We start from the raw sequence: 16,164 nt of genomic DNA, 5'->3' as shown, positions 1-16,164 counted from the left end.
TCAAGCTTCGCCGTCCTCAATGCAGAAAAGCCTCCTTGTGTTCATGCAGCTGGGAGATGTACTGGGCCAGCTGCATCTCCGTCTTCACCGGATGAAACTGGTCGTTCTCGATGAACTCGATCGCGACCTTCTTGTGACGCAACACCATCTCGTTGATGGTCTGGCTGATGAAGAAGGCATCCTTGATCTTCCGGTCCTTGCGTACCACGCTCTGCGCACAGAGAACGAAATCGCTGCCTTTTCGGAAATAGTAGAAGCTTGCCAGGGCATGCTTGCTGATCGGCCGTTTTTCCGCGACCTCGCAGACAAAACCGTTCTCATCCAGAAGCGCAAAAGAATAGCGCGGATGAACCGAACGGAAAGACACGACACCGGCATCACCGTCCTTTTCGCGAAACTTCTTCACGATTGCAGTGAGATCCGCATCAATCAGTTCATCGACCGCCACAAGGACGACTTCCTCGTCCCTGTCGATCTGCTCGGCCGCCAGGAGCGCGGTGCACACTGATCCGGCAGTCGAACCGGAAACCTCGACACAAACCGCATTGTCAGCGCTTTGCCCAATCACATCATCGACATTGAAATCGTGGATATCGGAGCTTCTGACGCAGAAAATGATCACGCTCGGATCAAGCGCCTGCAAGGCCGCTATCTGACGCTCGAGAATGAGTTCCTCGTTGAATTCCGTCATATAGAGCGGATAGCGTTCGCCCTTGATATCGAGGTTTTCGCCCCCCATCAGAACAACGATCTTCATGCTGCAGACCCCACGGACTTGCTGGCGGCCTCCGCCTCGGCAATTCGCCGTTTGATACTGGCGAAATTGACATCATCGACGTCCTTGACCGGGAAGACATGGGCACCGGAAGCTTCCGCCGCCTTCAGCCCGTTCGGGTTGTCCTCGACGATCAGGCATTCCTTCGGATGAAGCTTGAGCATCTTGATGGCTTTCAGATAAATCTCGGGATCTGGCTTGGCCCGTTTCACATCCTGATTGGACAGCATAAATTCAAGATAGGGTGTGAGGCTCGCCTTCGACATCATCTGCTCGACCGTATCGCGCGTCGAGTTGGACGCGACGGCAAGCCGATAGCCTTCCATCTGAAGCCGCGACAGCGCGTATTCGTGATCGAACCGCGGACGGCACCGCTCGACGATGATATCGAGCGTGTAACGCTGCTTAAGCTCATTGATGAAAGTGTGGAGATAGGTCGGCAGGTTCTTGTCGATGCTGAGACGCTGAAGCTTCACCTTGGTCGGCAGACCGTCATAGACCGTGGCATGTTCGTGACGCTCGATCGTGTAACCGAAAAGGCCAAGCGCCTTGTTCAACGCATCATAATGCCATTCCTTGGCCTCGATCAGCACACCGTCCATATCAAAAATGACCGCTTTGATAGACATTATCGTGCCTCCCCGAAATAATCCCGCGCCTTTTCAGGCACATCGGTGCACAAAAAGAGCGAATTTTTAACAACACATTTGGCCGATTTTATGATCGCCCACTGTGTATCAATATCGCGCTGGTGAAGATCGGCGGAGACAATACAGACACGCTTGCCATCACCAATCAGTCCATCGATCAAGCCCGGTCCAAACCAGTCCGAGCGGAAACAGTCAAGCCAGATCCCTTCGCAGGCCTCCATAAGCGGCGGGCTTGGCTGCAGATCACTCAGGCCCGTAAACACGGTCAAACCGTCAGCCAGCTGGCGCACGAGATCGGGCAACGACATGTCAAACACGAAATAATTGGTATGGCCGTAGTGATCGAGAATAGCCTTCACCTCTGCGCTCAAACCGTCTGCCTTGATGTTCAGCGCCAGCATCAGGTTTCGACCGGCCATGATTTCGAGAACGTCCGAGAAGGCCAGTTCGTTCCCTTCAGGCATGTCATGCGCGATGACGATCCGACCGTTATGATCGCGCAGGTCGGTCTCCGTACCGAAGCCACGATCAAAGGAGCGGTGGAACGCAATTTCGGCGTTCTTCTCCTCGGGCGTTTCCCACAAACCGCGATGCGACAGGATTTCCACTATCTGACCTCGTCGGAAATCGGGTGTTTCAAAAAGAAATCGAGATCGCTCGGTATGCCAAGTCCATACATACCGTCATATTCCCTACCGATCGAATAATGTCCGATCTTCAGTTTATCGCTAATCATATAGTTGTAAACCGGGCAAATATAAAACTCCCCGTTGATGCGCACATTGTCCTCAATCATTTTCCTTGAAGCGCGCACCAGATCGCGGCCCTTGCGGAAGTTGAAGATGCCGACGGCTGCATTGTCCGAAATCACACGCTTTTCCGCCGTCTCGACGACTTTTCCGTCTTCCTCGCGCACAAACGACCATTTCGGATCATCCGCTTTCATGGTCATGATCAGGCCATCATAGCCACCACGCTCCATGAAGCCGAGATAGTCGTCGATGTCGGCATCAATATACTGGTCCGAATTAACCGTCATCACCGGGTCATCATTGTCAATCAGCGCCTCAGCCAGAAGCACGGTCGATGCCTGCCCTTCGGTGACATGATCGATGCCGATGATCTCGACGTTTTCGGCAAGGCCTTTCAGCCTGTTTTCCAGCCCGTAATCCCGGATATGGCCATTCTGGCAGATGAAGATGAAGCGATGGTCAACCGATGGGGTGAGATTTTCAACCACCACCTGAATCATCGGCTTGCCATGAACCGGGATCAGCGGTTTGGGATCTTTATATCCAGCATCGGCGAAACGACTGCCACGCCCGGCCATCGGAACAACAATATTCAGCACATCAACTCACTTTCCGAAGTACCAACGCCGCAATCCGGCGTATGCAACCAAAGCCATAATATCACAATAAATCAAAGGTCTTTCTCAACAATGCTTACACGCCGTAGCACAAGCTGATCACCCCTTCCGTCCAGCATTTCGCCAGCAATGAAGGCCGGTTTTGACACATTTACGGCTGTTTTCGAACATCGTGGTAACCGAACCGGCAGCCGCCGACAACGTGGTCGACATGTCAAAGCGGACTTTTTGCGGGATCAAGGGCAATTCGCCGTTTTCCGCTGGCGTTTGGAACGGGCCGTACCGTCAGCAGCTTTCCAAGGCAGCTCCACCGGAGAAATTTCCCGAGAAAAGCCCCGCGATCTGACATTGCGCAAGGCAAGAAAGTGCGAATCAGTTCATCGATGTTTGCGGCCGGAGACACCATATATTGATTATGTGTCGAAACGATACACTACATACGGTGCGGCCGTGATCTCCAGACGAGGGAAACCGATCATGCCGGAAGCGAGTATCGCAATGGGAAAACTGTCGACTGCAACGGAAGAAAGACTGCCGTCTGCCGTTGTGAAACGCAACGGAACACGCATGCCGTTTTCCGCGGAAAAGATAGAACGTGCCATCCTGAAGGCCGGGGAAGCCACCGGCGCATTCGGGGCCGGTGAAGCCCGCAGGCTGACAGACCAGGTGGTCAAGGTGGTGAGTCACAGCGCCCTCAATGACGCCATCGAAATCGAGCGCATTCAGGACATCGCCGAACAGGTGCTGATTTCGGCCAACTTTTTCGAGACCGCCCGCGCCTATATCGTCTATCGCGAAAAACATGCCAAGCTGCGCGAGAGCGGCAAGGTTGCCGTCGATGTGATTTCATCGATCGATGAATATCTCGACCGCTCCGACTGGCGCGTCAATGCCAATGCCAATCAGGGCTATTCGCTGGGCGGGCTGATCCTCAACGTCTCCGGCAAGGTGGTCGCCAATTACTGGCTATCCCATGTCTATGCGCCCGAAATCGGCGCAGCCCACCGCGCCGGCGATCTGCATATCCACGACCTCGACATGCTGTCGGGCTATTGCGCCGGCTGGTCGCTTCGCACGCTGATCACCGAAGGGCTGAACGGCGTGCCCGGCAAGGTCGAGGCCGATCCGCCGAAGCATATGTCGTCGGCCGTCGGCCAGATCGTCAACTTCCTCGGCACGCTGCAGAACGAATGGGCCGGCGCACAGGCGTTTTCCTCCTTCGACACCTATATGGCGCCGTTCATCCGCAAGGACGGTCTTTCCTATGAGGATGTTCTGCAGTCAATCCAGGAACTGATCTACAATCTCAACGTCCCTTCGCGCTGGGGCACGCAGACACCGTTTACCAACCTCACCTTCGACTGGGTCTGCCCGGACGACCTGAAGGAGCAGCGCCCGATCATCGGCGGTGAGGAAATGCCGTTTGCCTATGGCGAGCTGCAGGTCGAGATGGACATGATCAACCGCGCCTATATGGAGGTGATGACCAAGGGCGACGCCAAGGGCCGGGTGTTCACCTTCCCGATCCCGACCTACAACATCACGCCGGACTTTCCCTGGGAAAGCGAAAACGCCACGCGGCTTTTCGAGATGACGGCCAAATACGGTCTGCCCTATTTCCAGAATTTTCTGAATTCCGATCTTTCGCCCAATATGGTGCGCTCGATGTGCTGCCGGTTACAGCTCGACCTGACGGAGCTTCTGAAACGCGGCAACGGGCTTTTCGGCTCGGCCGAACAGACCGGTTCGCTCGGCGTCGTCACCATCAATTGCGCCCGCCTCGGCTTCACCCACAAGGGTGACGAGGCCGGTCTGTTGGCCCGCCTTGACGAACTGCTCGACCTTGGCCGCGACAGCCTCGAAATCAAGCGCAAGGTGATCCAGCGGCTGATCGACGAGGGGCTTTTTCCCTATACCAAGCGCTATCTCGGCACGTTGCGCAATCACTTCTCCACGCTCGGCGTCAACGGCGTCAACGAGATGATCCGCAATTTCACCGATGACCGCGAGGACATCACCACTGAGGAGGGCTATGCGCTGGCGCTGCGGCTGCTTGACCATGTGCGCGAGAAGATCGTCTCCTATCAGGAGGAAACCGGGCACCTCTACAATCTGGAAGCAACACCGGCGGAGGGCACCGCGCACCGTTTTGCCCGCGAAGACGCCAAGCGCTTCCCCGGCATTATCCAGGCCGGCACGCCGGAAAACGCCTATTACACCAATTCCAGCCAGCTTCCCGCCGGCTTTACCGACGACCCCTTCGACGCGCTTTCACGGCAGGAAGTGCTGCAGAAGAAATATACCGGCGGCACGGTGCTGCACCTCTACATGGGCAGCCGCATGTCCTCCGGCGAGGCCTGCAAGAACCTTGTCCGCCGTTCGCTGACGAATTTCCGCCTGCCCTACATCACCGTCACGCCGACATTCTCCATCTGCCCGACGCATGGCTATATCGAGGGCGAACACCAGTTCTGCCCGAAATGCGATGCCGACCGGCTGGCGAAGAAACGCGCGACACTCATTGCTGCTGAATGAAAGGAAAGATCATGTCACTGATTGAGAAAGACGTCGTTGCCGACACCGAAATCACGCTGACCGACGAGGAGCGTCAGCCCTGCGAAATCTGGACGCGGGTGATGGGCTATCACCGTCCGGTTTCCTCCTTCAACCGCGGCAAGAAAGGCGAATTCGCCGAACGCCGCTATTTCAGGGAACAGGGCGGTGAACGGGCATAACGCAGCCGGACAACCTCTTCCCGCGTCCCCCTCGGGCTTGACCCGAGGGTCCACTGAAGCCGTGCCGCATGGCATGGATCCTCGGGTCAAGCCCGAGGATGACACGGAGAGAGAGGACGTGCGCCGGCTCTCTGGCAATCCCGACGATGACGCCGAAAGGGAAAGCAAGATCGATCTGCGCGTCGGCGGTTTCGAGCCGTTTTCGCTCTGCGACTGGCCGGACAGGATTGTTACCACGCTTTTCCTGCAGGGCTGCCCGTGGCGCTGCCCCTATTGCCATAATCCCGGCCTGCTGGATGCCGCGGCGAAGACCGGTTTCACTTTCGACGGCATTCTCGAATTTCTGGAAAGCCGACGCGGACTTCTCGATGGCGTCGTCTTTTCCGGTGGCGAACCCACCCTGCAAAAAGCATTGCTGCCGGCGATGAAGGCGGTGCGCGCCATGGGCTTCAGGATAGGCCTGCATTCCGGCGGCGCCTATCCCGAACGCCTGCGCGAAGTGCTGCCCCTGACCGACTGGATCGGCTTCGACGTCAAGGCGCCGTCCTATGCCTATGACCGGATGACGGGAACGCCGAAAAGCGCTGCCCGTGCGTTTGAAAGCCTCCGCCATGTGCTTGAAAGCGGTGTCGACTACCAGATCCGCACCACCGTGCATAAGGGGCTGATGGACGATGCGGATCTTGAAGCGCTCCGCACGGAACTCGCCGGCTATGGTATTTCCGGCCACAAGATCCAGACCTTCCGCACCACCGGCGTCGACATGACCCGGATGGACAAGGCGCTGAAGGAACATAAAAACGCGCTGGCCGACGGCTGAACCGGCAGGCCATCGGCAGCAAAAGCCGGTCCCGGACCCATTTTCGCCTTGTTCTGACACAATACTCGAAAACAGGCGGAAGAACTTGAAGCCGAAACAGTTCATTTCCATATAGTCTCTGTCGGCAGGCCTTACTGCCGTAACAAAGCGAGGAAAACTTGAGATGAACGAGACCGCATTGCTGCGTCCGGCGTGGACGCCACTTACGATCGCCCTGATGGTGATCGGCTTTGTCGTCTTCTGGCCGCTCGGCCTTGTCATGCTTGCATACATCATCTGGGGCGACCGGCTGAATATGACGAAGGACGAATGGAAGCATTCGGCCAAACGGGCCTTCGGCTCCTGCAAGCGCAACATGCGCAATGCGGATTCCACCATGCATTCGACCGGCAATGCCGCTTTCGATGAATGGCGCCGCAGCGAAATGGAGCGGATCGAGGCAGAGCGCCGCAAGCTCGATGAGATGCGCGCCGAATTCGACCGCTATACCGATGAACTGCGCAAGGCGCGCGACCGCGAGGAATTCGAGCGGTTCATGCGCGAGCGCGGCAGCAATTTCAATGCTTCCGGGCAGAACCCTGCGCCCGAAGCATAACACTGAATGACCTTCTGACTTTCCGGCATTGCCCTTTCCCCCAGGGCGGTGCCGTTTTTTTGTGCCCGCTTCTGGTGCGCGGAGAAGAAAAGCGCTACCCCTTGCCGGAACCCTAGAGAAAATGAGCTGATCCGTGGAAAAACGCGCAAGACCCACGACCATCGATCTGGGCGGCAAAGTGCTGCCGCTCAACCTGAAGACCAATGCGCGCGCGCGGCGGATGACGCTGAAGATCGAACCCGGCGGCCACGCCGTCAGCCTCACCGTTCCTCCCGGCCTCGCCCGCCACGAAGTCGACGGGTTTCTGCGCCGCCATCATGACTGGCTGCTGGAGCGCATGGCGCGGTTCGAGGGGCGCGATACCCATGTCTGCGACGGCGGCTCGGTTTCAATCTTCGGCATTGCCCACACCATCCGCCACAGCGGCAATCTGCGCGGGCTGACCACGATCCGCGATGAGGGTGACGGCAAGGTTTTGCGCGTCTCCGGCCCAGCCGAAAGCATTGGCCGCCGGGTTGCCGATTTCCTGAAAAAGGAAGCCCGGCGCGAAATCACCGAACGGGTGAAGGTGCATGCGGCGGCCAGCGGAAGGTCCTATGCGGCGATTTCGTTCAAGGATACCCGTTCGCGCTGGGGTTCGTGCTCGTCGGCCGGCAATCTCAACTTTTCCTGGCGGATCGCCATGGCGCCCCTGTTCGTGGTCGATTATCTGGCGGCCCACGAGGTTGCCCATCTTTCCGAAATGAACCACGGGCCGCGCTTCTGGGCATTGTGCGAAAAGCTCTGCCCGCAGACGCCGCAAGCGCGGCAATGGCTGAAAAACGAAGGCTCCTTCCTGCATGCGGTGCGTTTCGAGGCGCCTCTTGGCTGATCAAGCCTTCGCAGTCCGCCCCTGTTTGTGATAGAAAAGCGTCATGAAAAGACCCGAAATCAAGATCTGCGGTATCAGTACCAGACAAACGCTCGACCACGTGATTGCCCGGGGCGCCAGCCATGTCGGCTTCATCTTCTTCGAGAAGAGCCCGCGTCATGTGGACGTCGATGTTGCCGCCGAGCTGATCGATCATGTGCGCGGCCGGGCGAAGACCGTGGCCGTGAGCGTCAATGCCGATAACGAGTTGCTCGAGGAAATCGTCTATGGCGCCAAGCCCGACATGCTGCAGCTGCACGGCAAGGAAAGCCCCGACCGGGTGGTGACCGTCAAGGCGCTTTACGGACTGCCGGTGATCAAGGCATTTTCGATCCGCACGCCGGAAGACCTTTCCTTTGCCCGCGAATATGAAGATGTTGCCGACCGCATTCTGTTCGATGCAAAGCCACCGGAAAATGCCGAACTGCCCGGCGGAAACGGCGTTGCCTTCGATTGGCGCTTGCTTGCCGGCTATCAGGCGACTATCCCTTGGTTTCTGTCCGGGGGCCTGAACGCGGATAATGCGGGGACCGCGCTCAATGACATCCACGCGCCGGGCCTTGACGTATCATCCGGTGTGGAAAGCGCGCCGGGCATAAAGGATCCGGCCCGGATCGATGCCTTTTTTGATGCCGTCGACAAGGCGCGGATGCGCCAGACGGCCTGATGGAGACTGACGTGAACGAGACGCCAAAACCAAACTCCTTCAAATCCGGCCCCGACGAAAGCGGCCTGTTCGGCATTTTCGGCGGACGCTTCGTGGCCGAAACGCTGATGCCACTGATCCTCGACCTGCAGGCGGAATGGGACAGGGCCAAGACCGATCCGGCCTTCAAGGCGGAGCTGACGTCGCTGGGCAAGCACTATACCGGCCGCCCGAGCCCGCTTTATTATGCCGAACGGCTCAGCGAGCATCTCGGCGGCGCGAAGATCTATTTCAAGCGCGAGGAGCTGAACCACACCGGCTCGCACAAGATCAACAATTGCCTCGGCCAGATCCTGCTGGCCAAGCGCATGGGCAAGACCCGCATCATCGCCGAAACCGGCGCCGGCCAGCACGGCGTGGCATCGGCCACCGTGGCCGCCCGCTTCGGCCTGCCCTGCGTGGTCTATATGGGCGCGACCGATGTCGAGCGGCAGGCGCCCAACGTGTTCCGCATGAAGCTCCTTGGCGCCGAGGTGAAGCCGGTGACGGCCGGCCACGGCACGCTGAAGGATGCCATGAACGAAGCGCTGCGCGACTGGGTCACCAATGTCGACGACACCTATTACCTGATCGGCACGGCCGCAGGCCCGCATCCCTATCCGGAAATGGTGCGCGATTTTCAGGCCGTGATCGGCACTGAAGCGAAAGAGCAGATCATGGAAGCCGAAGGGCTGCTGCCCGATCTGGTGATTGCGGCCGTCGGCGGCGGTTCGAATGCCATCGGCATTTTCCATCCCTTCCTCGACGATCAGGATGTGAAGATCGTCGGCGTGGAAGCAGGCGGGCGCGGGCTTGACGGCGAGGAGCATTGCGCCTCGCTGACGGCGGGCGCGCCGGGCGTGCTGCACGGCAACCGCACCTATCTGCTGCAGGATGATGACGGCCAGATCAAGGAAGGCCATTCGGTCTCCGCCGGGCTCGATTATCCGGGCATCGGGCCGGAGCACTCATGGCTCAATGACATCGGCCGTGTCGACTATGTGCCGATCCTCGACACCGAGGCGCTGGAAGCCTTCCAGCTGATGACCCGGCTCGAGGGCATCATTCCAGCCCTTGAAGCCAGCCATGCGATTGCCGAAATCATCAAGCGCGCGCCGAAAATGGGCAAGGACGAGATCATCCTCGCCAATCTTTCCGGCCGCGGCGACAAGGATGTGCACACGGTCGGCAAGATTCTCGGCATGGAGATGTAAGGTCCATGACGACGGGTTCGCGCGCGGAGACCATTGAGGAGATGTCGGAACTGGCGGAGGCCCTTTTCGACATCATCGAGGAGGAGAATGCGGACGTGCCGGATATCCGCCACGCCGTGGTGGAAGCACTGGCGCACCAGAACCTCTACAATATCGAGATGGCGGCGGCCCTTTCGGCGCTTTCGGAGGGGCGGCGACCCGAGGCCGAGCTGGACAGTCTCGTTTTGAACATGAAGGCCGTTCACAAATCTCTGGTGAAGGCGATTTCGGCCTGGAACGAAGCGGAATAGGCGCCACTTTTCATCCGGCCGCAAATCATGAAAGGGAGGCCATGACATCGGAAAGGCTTTCAGAACGTTACGCGCCGAGAGCGGCCGGGTTTCTCCGGGCGGTTTCCGCAGATGGCGGCGTGATCAAGCTGAACGGCATTTCGACGTCACCGGACCTCGACTTTACCGATGCCGAGACGGACGCAGCAGCAGCGGTTCTCGAGCAATCGCAACTTGGCAAGCCGCATCTGAAGGTCGGCTTTGCCGTTCTGCATCGCGGCGAGGAGGCCTTGTGGCTGCTGCTTCACTGGTGGCTTGACGGCGGCATTGCCTCGCATGCCATGTGGCGGGCCGGTCTCGGGACGGCGCGGCCAGAGTTTTCACCGGTTCCGGCAGGGGTTCTGGCCTGCGTCTGGGAGCTGGGCGTTATTGATTTCGAGCGGCGGGCGTTTATGGATACAGCCCTGTCCGGCGCGCCGCTTGCCGACTATCTCGCATCGAGGATGCCACGGAGTACAGTATGACCGAACGCATGGAAAAACGCTTTGCAGCCCTGAAGGCCGAGGGCCGGCCGGCGCTGATCACCTATTTCATGGGTGGCGATCCCGATTTCGACACCTCGCTTGAGATCATGAAGGCGCTGCCGAAAGCAGGCGCCGACGTGATCGAACTCGGCATGCCGTTTTCCGACCCGATGGCCGACGGACCGGCCATCCAGATGGCGGGCCTTCGCGCGCTGAAAGGCGGCCAGACGCTGGAAAAGACGCTGGAACTGGCCCGTCGTTTTCGCAAAGAAGATGCCGATACGCCGATCGTGATGATGGGCTATTACAATCCGATCTACATCTACGGCGTCGAGCGCTTTGTGGACACCGCCCTTGAGGCCGGGATCGACGGCCTGATCATCGTCGACCTGCCGCCGGAAATGGACAACGAGCTGTGCATTCCCGCACTCGCAAAGGGCCTCAACTTCATCCGTCTGGCCACGCCGACGACGGACGAGAAGCGCCTGCCGGCGGTTTTGCAGAACACATCGGGTTTCGTCTATTACGTGTCGATGAACGGGATTACCGGCTCGGCGCTGCCGGACCCGTCGAAGGTGGGTGAAGCCGTTTCGCGCATCAAGGCGCATACCGACCTTCCCGTCTGCGTCGGTTTCGGCGTGAAGACGGCCGAACATGCCCGCCTGATCGGCGCGGCGGCCGATGGCGTCGTGGTCGGCACGGCGGTGGTCAACCAGATCGCCGGCAGTCTCGATGGGAACGGCAAGGGCGGCAAGGACACGGTTGACGCGGTTTCGACCTTCGTGCGCGGGCTTTCAAGCGGCGTACGGGACGCCCGCCTTGCGGCGGCGGAGTAAATCTGGCAAACCGCAGGCAATGCTATTCAGGAGGTTCATTTGGTGAACTGGATAACCAATTATGTGCGGCCGCGGATCAATTCCATGTTCGGCCGGCGCGAAGTGCCCGAGAATTTGTGGATCAAGTGCCCCGAAACAGGCGCGATGGTGTTTCACACCGATCTGGAAGAAAACAAATGGGTCATTCCCTCGTCCGGCTATCACATGAAGATGCCGGCCCGCGCGCGGCTGATTGACCTGTTCGACAACGGCCAGTTCGAGGACCTGCCGCAGCCGAAGGTGGCGCAGGACCCGCTGAAGTTCCGCGACTCCAAGAAATATGCCGACCGTCTGAAGGAAAACCGCACCAAGACCGGACAGGACGACACGATCGTCGCCGGTGTCGGCACGCTTGAAGGCCTCAAGCTGGTGGCCGTGGTTCATGAGTTCAAGTTTCTCGGCGGCTCGCTGGGCATGGCCGCGGGCGAGGCGATCATTCAGGCTTTCGAGCGGGCGCTCAAGGAAAACTGCCCGCTGGTAATCTTCCCGGCTTCCGGCGGCGCGCGCATGCAGGAAGGCGTGTTGTCGCTGATGCAGATGCCGCGCGTGACCGTGATGGTCGAGATGATGCGCGAGGCGGGCCTGCCCTATATCGTCGTTCTGACCAACCCGACGACCGGCGGGGTTTCGGCCTCCTATGCAATGCTGGGCGATCTGCACATCTCCGAGCCGGGCGCCGAGATCGGCTTTGCCGGCCGCCGCGTGATCGAGCAGACCATTCGCGAACAGCTGCCCGACGGCTTCCAGACCGCGGAATACCTGCTGGATCACGGCATGATCGATATGGTCGTCAGGCGCCACGACATTCCCGAAACGCTGGCGCGCGTGCTGAAGATCATGACCGGTGCACCGCCGACGGCAAATGCCATGCTGGAGCCGCCGAAACCTCACGATGCCATCGCCGACGAGACACCGCACGAAAAGATCGAAAGCGATCAGGCGCCGGCCCCGCAGAACTGAGGCCGTTCAGGCCCCGGGCAGCACCGGTCCCGACAGCAATTTCCGGGTGGCGACAGGCTGCCCGGAAACAAAAAAGATGAAGCAGGGCGCGGTCGATAGAGGCCCGGCGCTCCGGAAATCGGACCCATCATGGACAACCATTCCCTCGGCGCGGCCGAGCGCGTGATCGATCACCTGATGCAATTGCATCCCAAGGGGTTCGATCTGTCGCTCGACCGGATCCGGAACCTTCTTGAAAAACTCGGCAATCCGCATCTGGCGCTGCCGCCGGTGATCCATATTGCCGGGACAAACGGCAAGGGGTCGGCAAGCGCCTTCAGTCGCGCATTGCTGGAAGCTGCCGGGCTTTCGGTCCATGTCCATTCCTCGCCGCATCTGGTGCGCTGGCACGAGCGCTTCCGCATCGGCGGTCCCGGCGGCGCCAGCGGCTATGTCGACGATACGCTGCTGGCCGAGACGCTGAAGCGCGTGGAAGCGGCCAATGCCGGCGCGACGGCCACGGTGTTCGAACTGCTGACGGCAACGACCTTTGTGCTGTTTGCGGAAATTCCCGCCGACGTCGTTATTCTGGAAGTCGGCCTTGGCGGCCGTTTCGACGCCACCAACATCATCGACAAGCCCGCCGTCAGCGTGATCATGCCGATCTCGCTCGACCATCAGGCCTATCTCGGCGACCGTGTCGAGCTGATTGCGGCCGAAAAGGCCGGGATCATGAAACCGGGCGTGCCGGTCGTGATCGGCCAGCAGGAATATGAGGCTGCAGAAGAGGTGCTGATCGCCACCGCCGACAGGCTTGGCTGTCCGCTCCACCTCTACGGCCAGGATTACAGCGCCCATGAGGAGCACGGCCGTCTCGTCTATCAGGACGGCGACGGGCTGATGGACCTGCCGCTGCCCGCACTGCCCGGCCGCCACCAATATGCCAATGCGGCCGCTGCCATTTCGGCCGTCAAGGCCGCCGGTTTTGCAATTGACGAGAACGCCGTCGAAACGGCAATGCGCAATGTGTTCTGGCCCGCCCGCCTGCAGCAGCTGACGGAAGGCGATCTGGTAACGGCAGCCCCCGAAGGCAGCGAAATCTGGTTGGATGGCGGGCACAATCCCGGCGCTGGCGAGGTGATTGCCGAAGCGCTGGCCGGTTTCGAGGAACACGATCCGCGCCCGCTGTTCCTGATCATCGGGATGATCAACACCAAGGACCCGTTCGGCTTTTTCGAGCATTTCGCCGGGCTTGCCAATTATGTCTATTGCGCGCCGATCAAGGGCACTGAAGCCTTCATCGACCCCGTGGCGCTGGCCTCTTCAGCCGCCGATGCCGGTCTTTCGGCCGAGCCGGTTTCCTCGATCGGCGAGGCGCTGGCCGCGATCTGCCTGCGCGCCCGCGTCGACCAGCCACCGCCGCGCATCCTGATCGGCGGTTCGCTCTATTTCGCCGGCAATGCGCTTTTTGAAAACGGCACGCCGCCGCTTTGAGTTTTCGTTGAGGACTTGCAAAACGGCGCGGAAAGGCTTATGCACCTGCGGCCCGCCATAGGCGGGGTCAATGATCTTTTGAATTCGGGAGCCAGGACATGACGACCATGTACCGCCTGCCCAAAAACGCAGCAAACCTTCGCTAAGCCGTAGATACGGTGCGTCGAAGGCCGATCAGGGCAAGTATTCTTGCGCCTGAAGCTTTCCTGTTTTCAAATGAGTTACCCAAATGGGCACTTCGCCAAACAAGGCTGCGCGCATATCAGGCGCGGCCTCTATTCATCGTTTTTATTCTGAAAACGCCTGGATTGAAGGTAAAGCAGAAGAACAGCTTGACGCTGTCGCTGCAATGGAGGGCATCATCGCCATTGCTGCCTTTCCTGACCTTCACCCCGGCAAATATGGTCCGGTCGGCAGTGCTATCCTGTCGGATCGGATCTATCCGCAACTGATCGGCAATGACATTGGCTGTGGGATGTCGCTCTACGCTCTGGACCTGCCGGCACGCAAGTTCAGGCTGGACAAGGCTGCCCGGAAGCTGCGCCTGCTCGAAGGCGTGTGGGACGGCGATGCCGGTGCACGTCTTGCGTCCGACGGACTGCCGCCGGATCTCCATCCAAATGCACTCGGCACGATCGGAGGCGGCAATCACTTCTGCGAATTGCAGGTTGTCGATACCGTTCTCGACGATATTGGTCTGGAAAGGGGGCAACTCATGTTGCTCGTCCACTCCGGCTCCCGCTCTTTCGGGACTGAAGTCTTCAGCTCCGTGATAGACCATTCCGGTGGCTTCGACCCAGACAGCGAAACGGGGCAGGCCTATATGGAAGCCCATCGCCAGGCTGTGCTGTGGGCAAGCCTCAACCGCGCAATCATCGTCGAACGCGCGGCAAGGGCTCTGCATTGTGACTTCCGACCGGTTTGCAACGCACCGCACAATCTGATCGAGCCTGGCCCGCGCGGGTTGCTGCATCGAAAGGGTGCCGCAAAAGCGGACATGCCTATCGTGCCGCTTGCCGGGTCAAGGGACGCGCTGAGCTATCTTCTCAAGCCCAACCGCCACAAGCCTGAGGCGCTCGCCTCGCTTGCGCACGGCGCCGGCCGAAAATATGACCGGCGCTCGATGACGGGGCGCGCGGGTGTAACGCGATCGGACAGGGAAAACCTGAGCCGAACCTCCTTCGGAGGGCTTGTCATCTGCGAGGATCGACAGCTTCTGATCGAAGAGGCGCCCCAGGCCTACAAGGACCCGGCCCATGTGGTCGGGCAGTTGCAGGCCGCCAGACTGGCAGAGCCCGTTGCCGCGCTGAAGCCCTTGCTTACCTTCAAGAAAGCCACGCCGGAAGGCCATCAGGCATCAGCACGGAAAAAGTGGAACAGCTTGGGTACGAGGAGGGCGGAGCGATGAGCGTGCCGGAAACCGTCCGCCTGCTGGTGACCAGTGGCGATGGTCCACAGGAGTGCCGCCGTGCCGTATCGCTGGTGTTGAACCGGCTGGAACAGGAAGCTGCCGACCGCGCAATCCGGTTCGACGCCGAGATCCCCGATGCTGCGAATACCGGGAAAGATCCCTCGTCCTGCCTCGTCACCCTGGCGGGAAAAGGCGGGGCTGAGCTTGCGCGCCGCTGGCTTGGAACCGTTCAATGGACGTGCCAGAGCCCGTTTCGCCCGCAGCACAAGCGGCGCAACTGGTTTGTCGGTGTCTTTGCCGTCGAGGTGACGGATGCGCAAGATGCAGAGCCGAAAACTGAGGACCTCAAGGTCGAGACCTTCCGCTCCGGCGGGCCTGGCGGGCAGCACCAGAACACGACGGACAGCGGTGTGAGGATAACGCATCTGCCAACGGGTGTTTCCGCCCTGTCTACGGACGAGCGCTCCCAGCACCGCAACAGGCAAGCTGCATATGAGCGCCTTGTGGCGAAACTCATCCTGCGCCAGCAGGAAGCGCAAAGCCGCAACCGATCCGCACAAAACCAGCTTCACAGGCAATTGGAGCGGGGCAACCCGGCCAGGGTCTTCAAGGGAAAGCACTTCAATGAGGTGAGATAGGGCCGCCTCTTTCCGGCGGTCCTGGGGTGAGGTGGTACCGGAACCTCGGGCAATGATTGGTCTCGTCCGAGGCTCCAAAGGCCCCCGCTACGATGAAAATTCTCAACGACGCAGGCTTGCAAAAGCGCCTGGCCCTTAAAAACATGCGGCTGGCATGGCCACCAGGGGCGTCAAAATCCTCGCGCGATGCTCTGGCATCGCTCCGCGGTCTTTTCCTACCCGGATGGCCATGCCAGCGCGCATCATATGGGGCCTGATCAT

Annotated in this window: 18 protein-coding genes; 14 read left to right on the top strand and 4 right to left on the bottom strand. The window is 59.7% G+C overall.

Translation table 11 applies throughout. The features are described 5' to 3' along the window. Nucleotides 1-16: 16 nt before the first annotated feature. From ABID12_RS00435 to ABID12_RS00420, 4 genes are read right to left on the bottom strand one after another with little or no spacing between them, the layout of a single operon-like run. Entirely contained in the window at nt 17-757 is a 741-nt protein-coding gene (locus tag ABID12_RS00435; protein ID WP_354432657.1) for a sugar phosphate nucleotidyltransferase, read from the bottom strand. Then, the gene (locus ABID12_RS00430; RefSeq protein ID WP_354432656.1) at nt 754-1,404 is read right to left on the bottom strand and encodes an HAD family hydrolase; all 651 of its coding nucleotides are present in this window, start codon (nt 1,402-1,404) and stop codon (nt 754-756) included. The genes ABID12_RS00435 and ABID12_RS00430 overlap by 4 nt, the downstream gene beginning before the upstream one ends. Further along, nucleotides 1,404-2,033: a PI-PLC domain-containing protein gene (locus ABID12_RS00425; protein WP_354432655.1), complete on the bottom strand. Its 630-nt coding sequence runs from the start codon at nt 2,031-2,033 to the stop codon at nt 1,404-1,406. The genes ABID12_RS00430 and ABID12_RS00425 overlap by 1 nt, the downstream gene beginning before the upstream one ends. After that, nucleotides 2,033-2,776, bottom strand: a complete 744-nt coding sequence (locus ABID12_RS00420; protein WP_354432654.1) for a glycosyltransferase family 2 protein — start codon at nt 2,774-2,776, stop codon at nt 2,033-2,035. The genes ABID12_RS00425 and ABID12_RS00420 overlap by 1 nt, the downstream gene beginning before the upstream one ends. A 147-nt stretch (nt 2,777-2,923) precedes the next feature. Between ABID12_RS00420 and ABID12_RS00415 the strand changes: the two genes are divergently transcribed. The 14 genes from ABID12_RS00415 (at nt 2,924) to prfH (ending at nt 15,903) form a co-directional block, all read left to right on the top strand. Further along, complete coding sequence (locus ABID12_RS00415) at nt 2,924-5,329, top strand: ribonucleoside triphosphate reductase (protein ID WP_435528130.1); 2,406 nt, start codon at nt 2,924-2,926, stop codon at nt 5,327-5,329. Nucleotides 5,330-5,340: 11 nt separating this feature from the next. Continuing rightward, nucleotides 5,341-5,529: an anaerobic ribonucleoside-triphosphate reductase gene (nrdD, locus tag ABID12_RS00410; protein ID WP_106309471.1), complete on the top strand. Its 189-nt coding sequence runs from the start codon at nt 5,341-5,343 to the stop codon at nt 5,527-5,529. Between the two features lie 118 nt (nt 5,530-5,647). Continuing rightward, a complete protein-coding gene (locus tag ABID12_RS00405) occupies nt 5,648-6,349 on the top strand; it encodes an anaerobic ribonucleoside-triphosphate reductase activating protein (protein ID WP_354432652.1) in 702 nt (233 codons plus the stop codon). Nucleotides 6,350-6,512: 163 nt separating this feature from the next. Beyond that, on the top strand, nt 6,513-6,944 hold the full coding sequence (locus ABID12_RS00400; RefSeq protein ID WP_354432651.1) for a DUF2852 domain-containing protein: 432 nt from the start codon (nt 6,513-6,515) through the stop codon (nt 6,942-6,944). Nucleotides 6,945-7,077: 133 nt separating this feature from the next. Next, nucleotides 7,078-7,815, top strand: coding sequence for a M48 family metallopeptidase (locus ABID12_RS00395; RefSeq protein WP_354432650.1), 738 nt, complete (start codon nt 7,078-7,080; stop codon nt 7,813-7,815). Between the two features lie 43 nt (nt 7,816-7,858). Continuing rightward, complete coding sequence (locus ABID12_RS00390) at nt 7,859-8,521, top strand: phosphoribosylanthranilate isomerase (protein ID WP_354432649.1); 663 nt, start codon at nt 7,859-7,861, stop codon at nt 8,519-8,521. Between the two features lie 11 nt (nt 8,522-8,532). Further along, the gene (gene trpB, locus ABID12_RS00385; RefSeq protein ID WP_354432648.1) at nt 8,533-9,753 is read left to right on the top strand and encodes a tryptophan synthase subunit beta; all 1,221 of its coding nucleotides are present in this window, start codon (nt 8,533-8,535) and stop codon (nt 9,751-9,753) included. 5 nt (nt 9,754-9,758) lie between these two features. Further along, nucleotides 9,759-10,043: a hypothetical protein gene (locus tag ABID12_RS00380; protein ID WP_106309252.1), complete on the top strand. Its 285-nt coding sequence runs from the start codon at nt 9,759-9,761 to the stop codon at nt 10,041-10,043. 41 nt (nt 10,044-10,084) lie between these two features. Beyond that, nucleotides 10,085-10,546: a hypothetical protein gene (locus ABID12_RS00375; RefSeq protein ID WP_354432647.1), complete on the top strand. Its 462-nt coding sequence runs from the start codon at nt 10,085-10,087 to the stop codon at nt 10,544-10,546. Next, entirely contained in the window at nt 10,543-11,382 is an 840-nt protein-coding gene (trpA, locus tag ABID12_RS00370; protein WP_354432646.1) for a tryptophan synthase subunit alpha, read from the top strand. Before ABID12_RS00375 ends, trpA begins: the two co-directional genes overlap by 4 nt. 42 nt (nt 11,383-11,424) lie before the next feature. Continuing rightward, entirely contained in the window at nt 11,425-12,381 is a 957-nt protein-coding gene (gene accD / locus ABID12_RS00365; protein WP_354432645.1) for an acetyl-CoA carboxylase, carboxyltransferase subunit beta, read from the top strand. A gap of 129 nt (nt 12,382-12,510) precedes the next feature. After that, the gene (locus ABID12_RS00360) at nt 12,511-13,854 is read left to right on the top strand and encodes a bifunctional folylpolyglutamate synthase/dihydrofolate synthase (protein ID WP_354432644.1); all 1,344 of its coding nucleotides are present in this window, start codon (nt 12,511-12,513) and stop codon (nt 13,852-13,854) included. Nucleotides 13,855-14,083: 229 nt separating this feature from the next. Next, entirely contained in the window at nt 14,084-15,262 is a 1,179-nt protein-coding gene (locus ABID12_RS00355; protein WP_354432643.1) for an RNA ligase RtcB family protein, read from the top strand. After that, a complete protein-coding gene (gene prfH, locus ABID12_RS00350; protein WP_354432642.1) occupies nt 15,259-15,903 on the top strand; it encodes a peptide chain release factor H in 645 nt (214 codons plus the stop codon). The genes ABID12_RS00355 and prfH overlap by 4 nt, the downstream gene beginning before the upstream one ends. Nucleotides 15,904-16,164 lie beyond the last annotated feature (261 nt).

It is taken from the genome of Martelella mangrovi, from assembly GCF_040545495.1.
Lineage (GTDB): Bacteria > Pseudomonadota > Alphaproteobacteria > Rhizobiales > Rhizobiaceae > Martelella > Martelella mangrovi.
The sequence above is the reverse complement of the archived record's forward strand: the minus strand, read 5'-3'. Positions and strand labels throughout refer to the sequence as shown.

What these genes read in the sequence shown, in the direction of transcription:
- ABID12_RS00435 (WP_354432657.1), bottom strand. Translation starts at nt 757, where the DNA reads ATGAAGATCGTTGTTCTGATGGGGGGCGAAAACCTCGATATCAAGGGC.
- ABID12_RS00430 (WP_354432656.1), bottom strand. Translation starts at nt 1,404, where the DNA reads ATGTCTATCAAAGCGGTCATTTTTGATATGGACGGTGTGCTGATCGAG.
- ABID12_RS00415 (WP_435528130.1), top strand. Translation starts at nt 2,924, where the DNA reads ATGAAGGCCGGTTTTGACACATTTACGGCTGTTTTCGAACATCGTGGT.
- nrdD (WP_106309471.1), top strand. Translation starts at nt 5,341, where the DNA reads ATGTCACTGATTGAGAAAGACGTCGTTGCCGACACCGAAATCACGCTG.
- ABID12_RS00400 (WP_354432651.1), top strand. Translation starts at nt 6,513, where the DNA reads ATGAACGAGACCGCATTGCTGCGTCCGGCGTGGACGCCACTTACGATC.
- ABID12_RS00390 (WP_354432649.1), top strand. Translation starts at nt 7,859, where the DNA reads ATGAAAAGACCCGAAATCAAGATCTGCGGTATCAGTACCAGACAAACG.
- ABID12_RS00380 (WP_106309252.1), top strand. Translation starts at nt 9,759, where the DNA reads ATGACGACGGGTTCGCGCGCGGAGACCATTGAGGAGATGTCGGAACTG.
- ABID12_RS00375 (WP_354432647.1), top strand. Translation starts at nt 10,085, where the DNA reads ATGACATCGGAAAGGCTTTCAGAACGTTACGCGCCGAGAGCGGCCGGG.
- trpA (WP_354432646.1), top strand. Translation starts at nt 10,543, where the DNA reads ATGACCGAACGCATGGAAAAACGCTTTGCAGCCCTGAAGGCCGAGGGC.
- ABID12_RS00360 (WP_354432644.1), top strand. Translation starts at nt 12,511, where the DNA reads ATGGACAACCATTCCCTCGGCGCGGCCGAGCGCGTGATCGATCACCTG.
- ABID12_RS00355 (WP_354432643.1), top strand. Translation starts at nt 14,084, where the DNA reads ATGGGCACTTCGCCAAACAAGGCTGCGCGCATATCAGGCGCGGCCTCT.
- prfH (WP_354432642.1), top strand. Translation starts at nt 15,259, where the DNA reads ATGAGCGTGCCGGAAACCGTCCGCCTGCTGGTGACCAGTGGCGATGGT.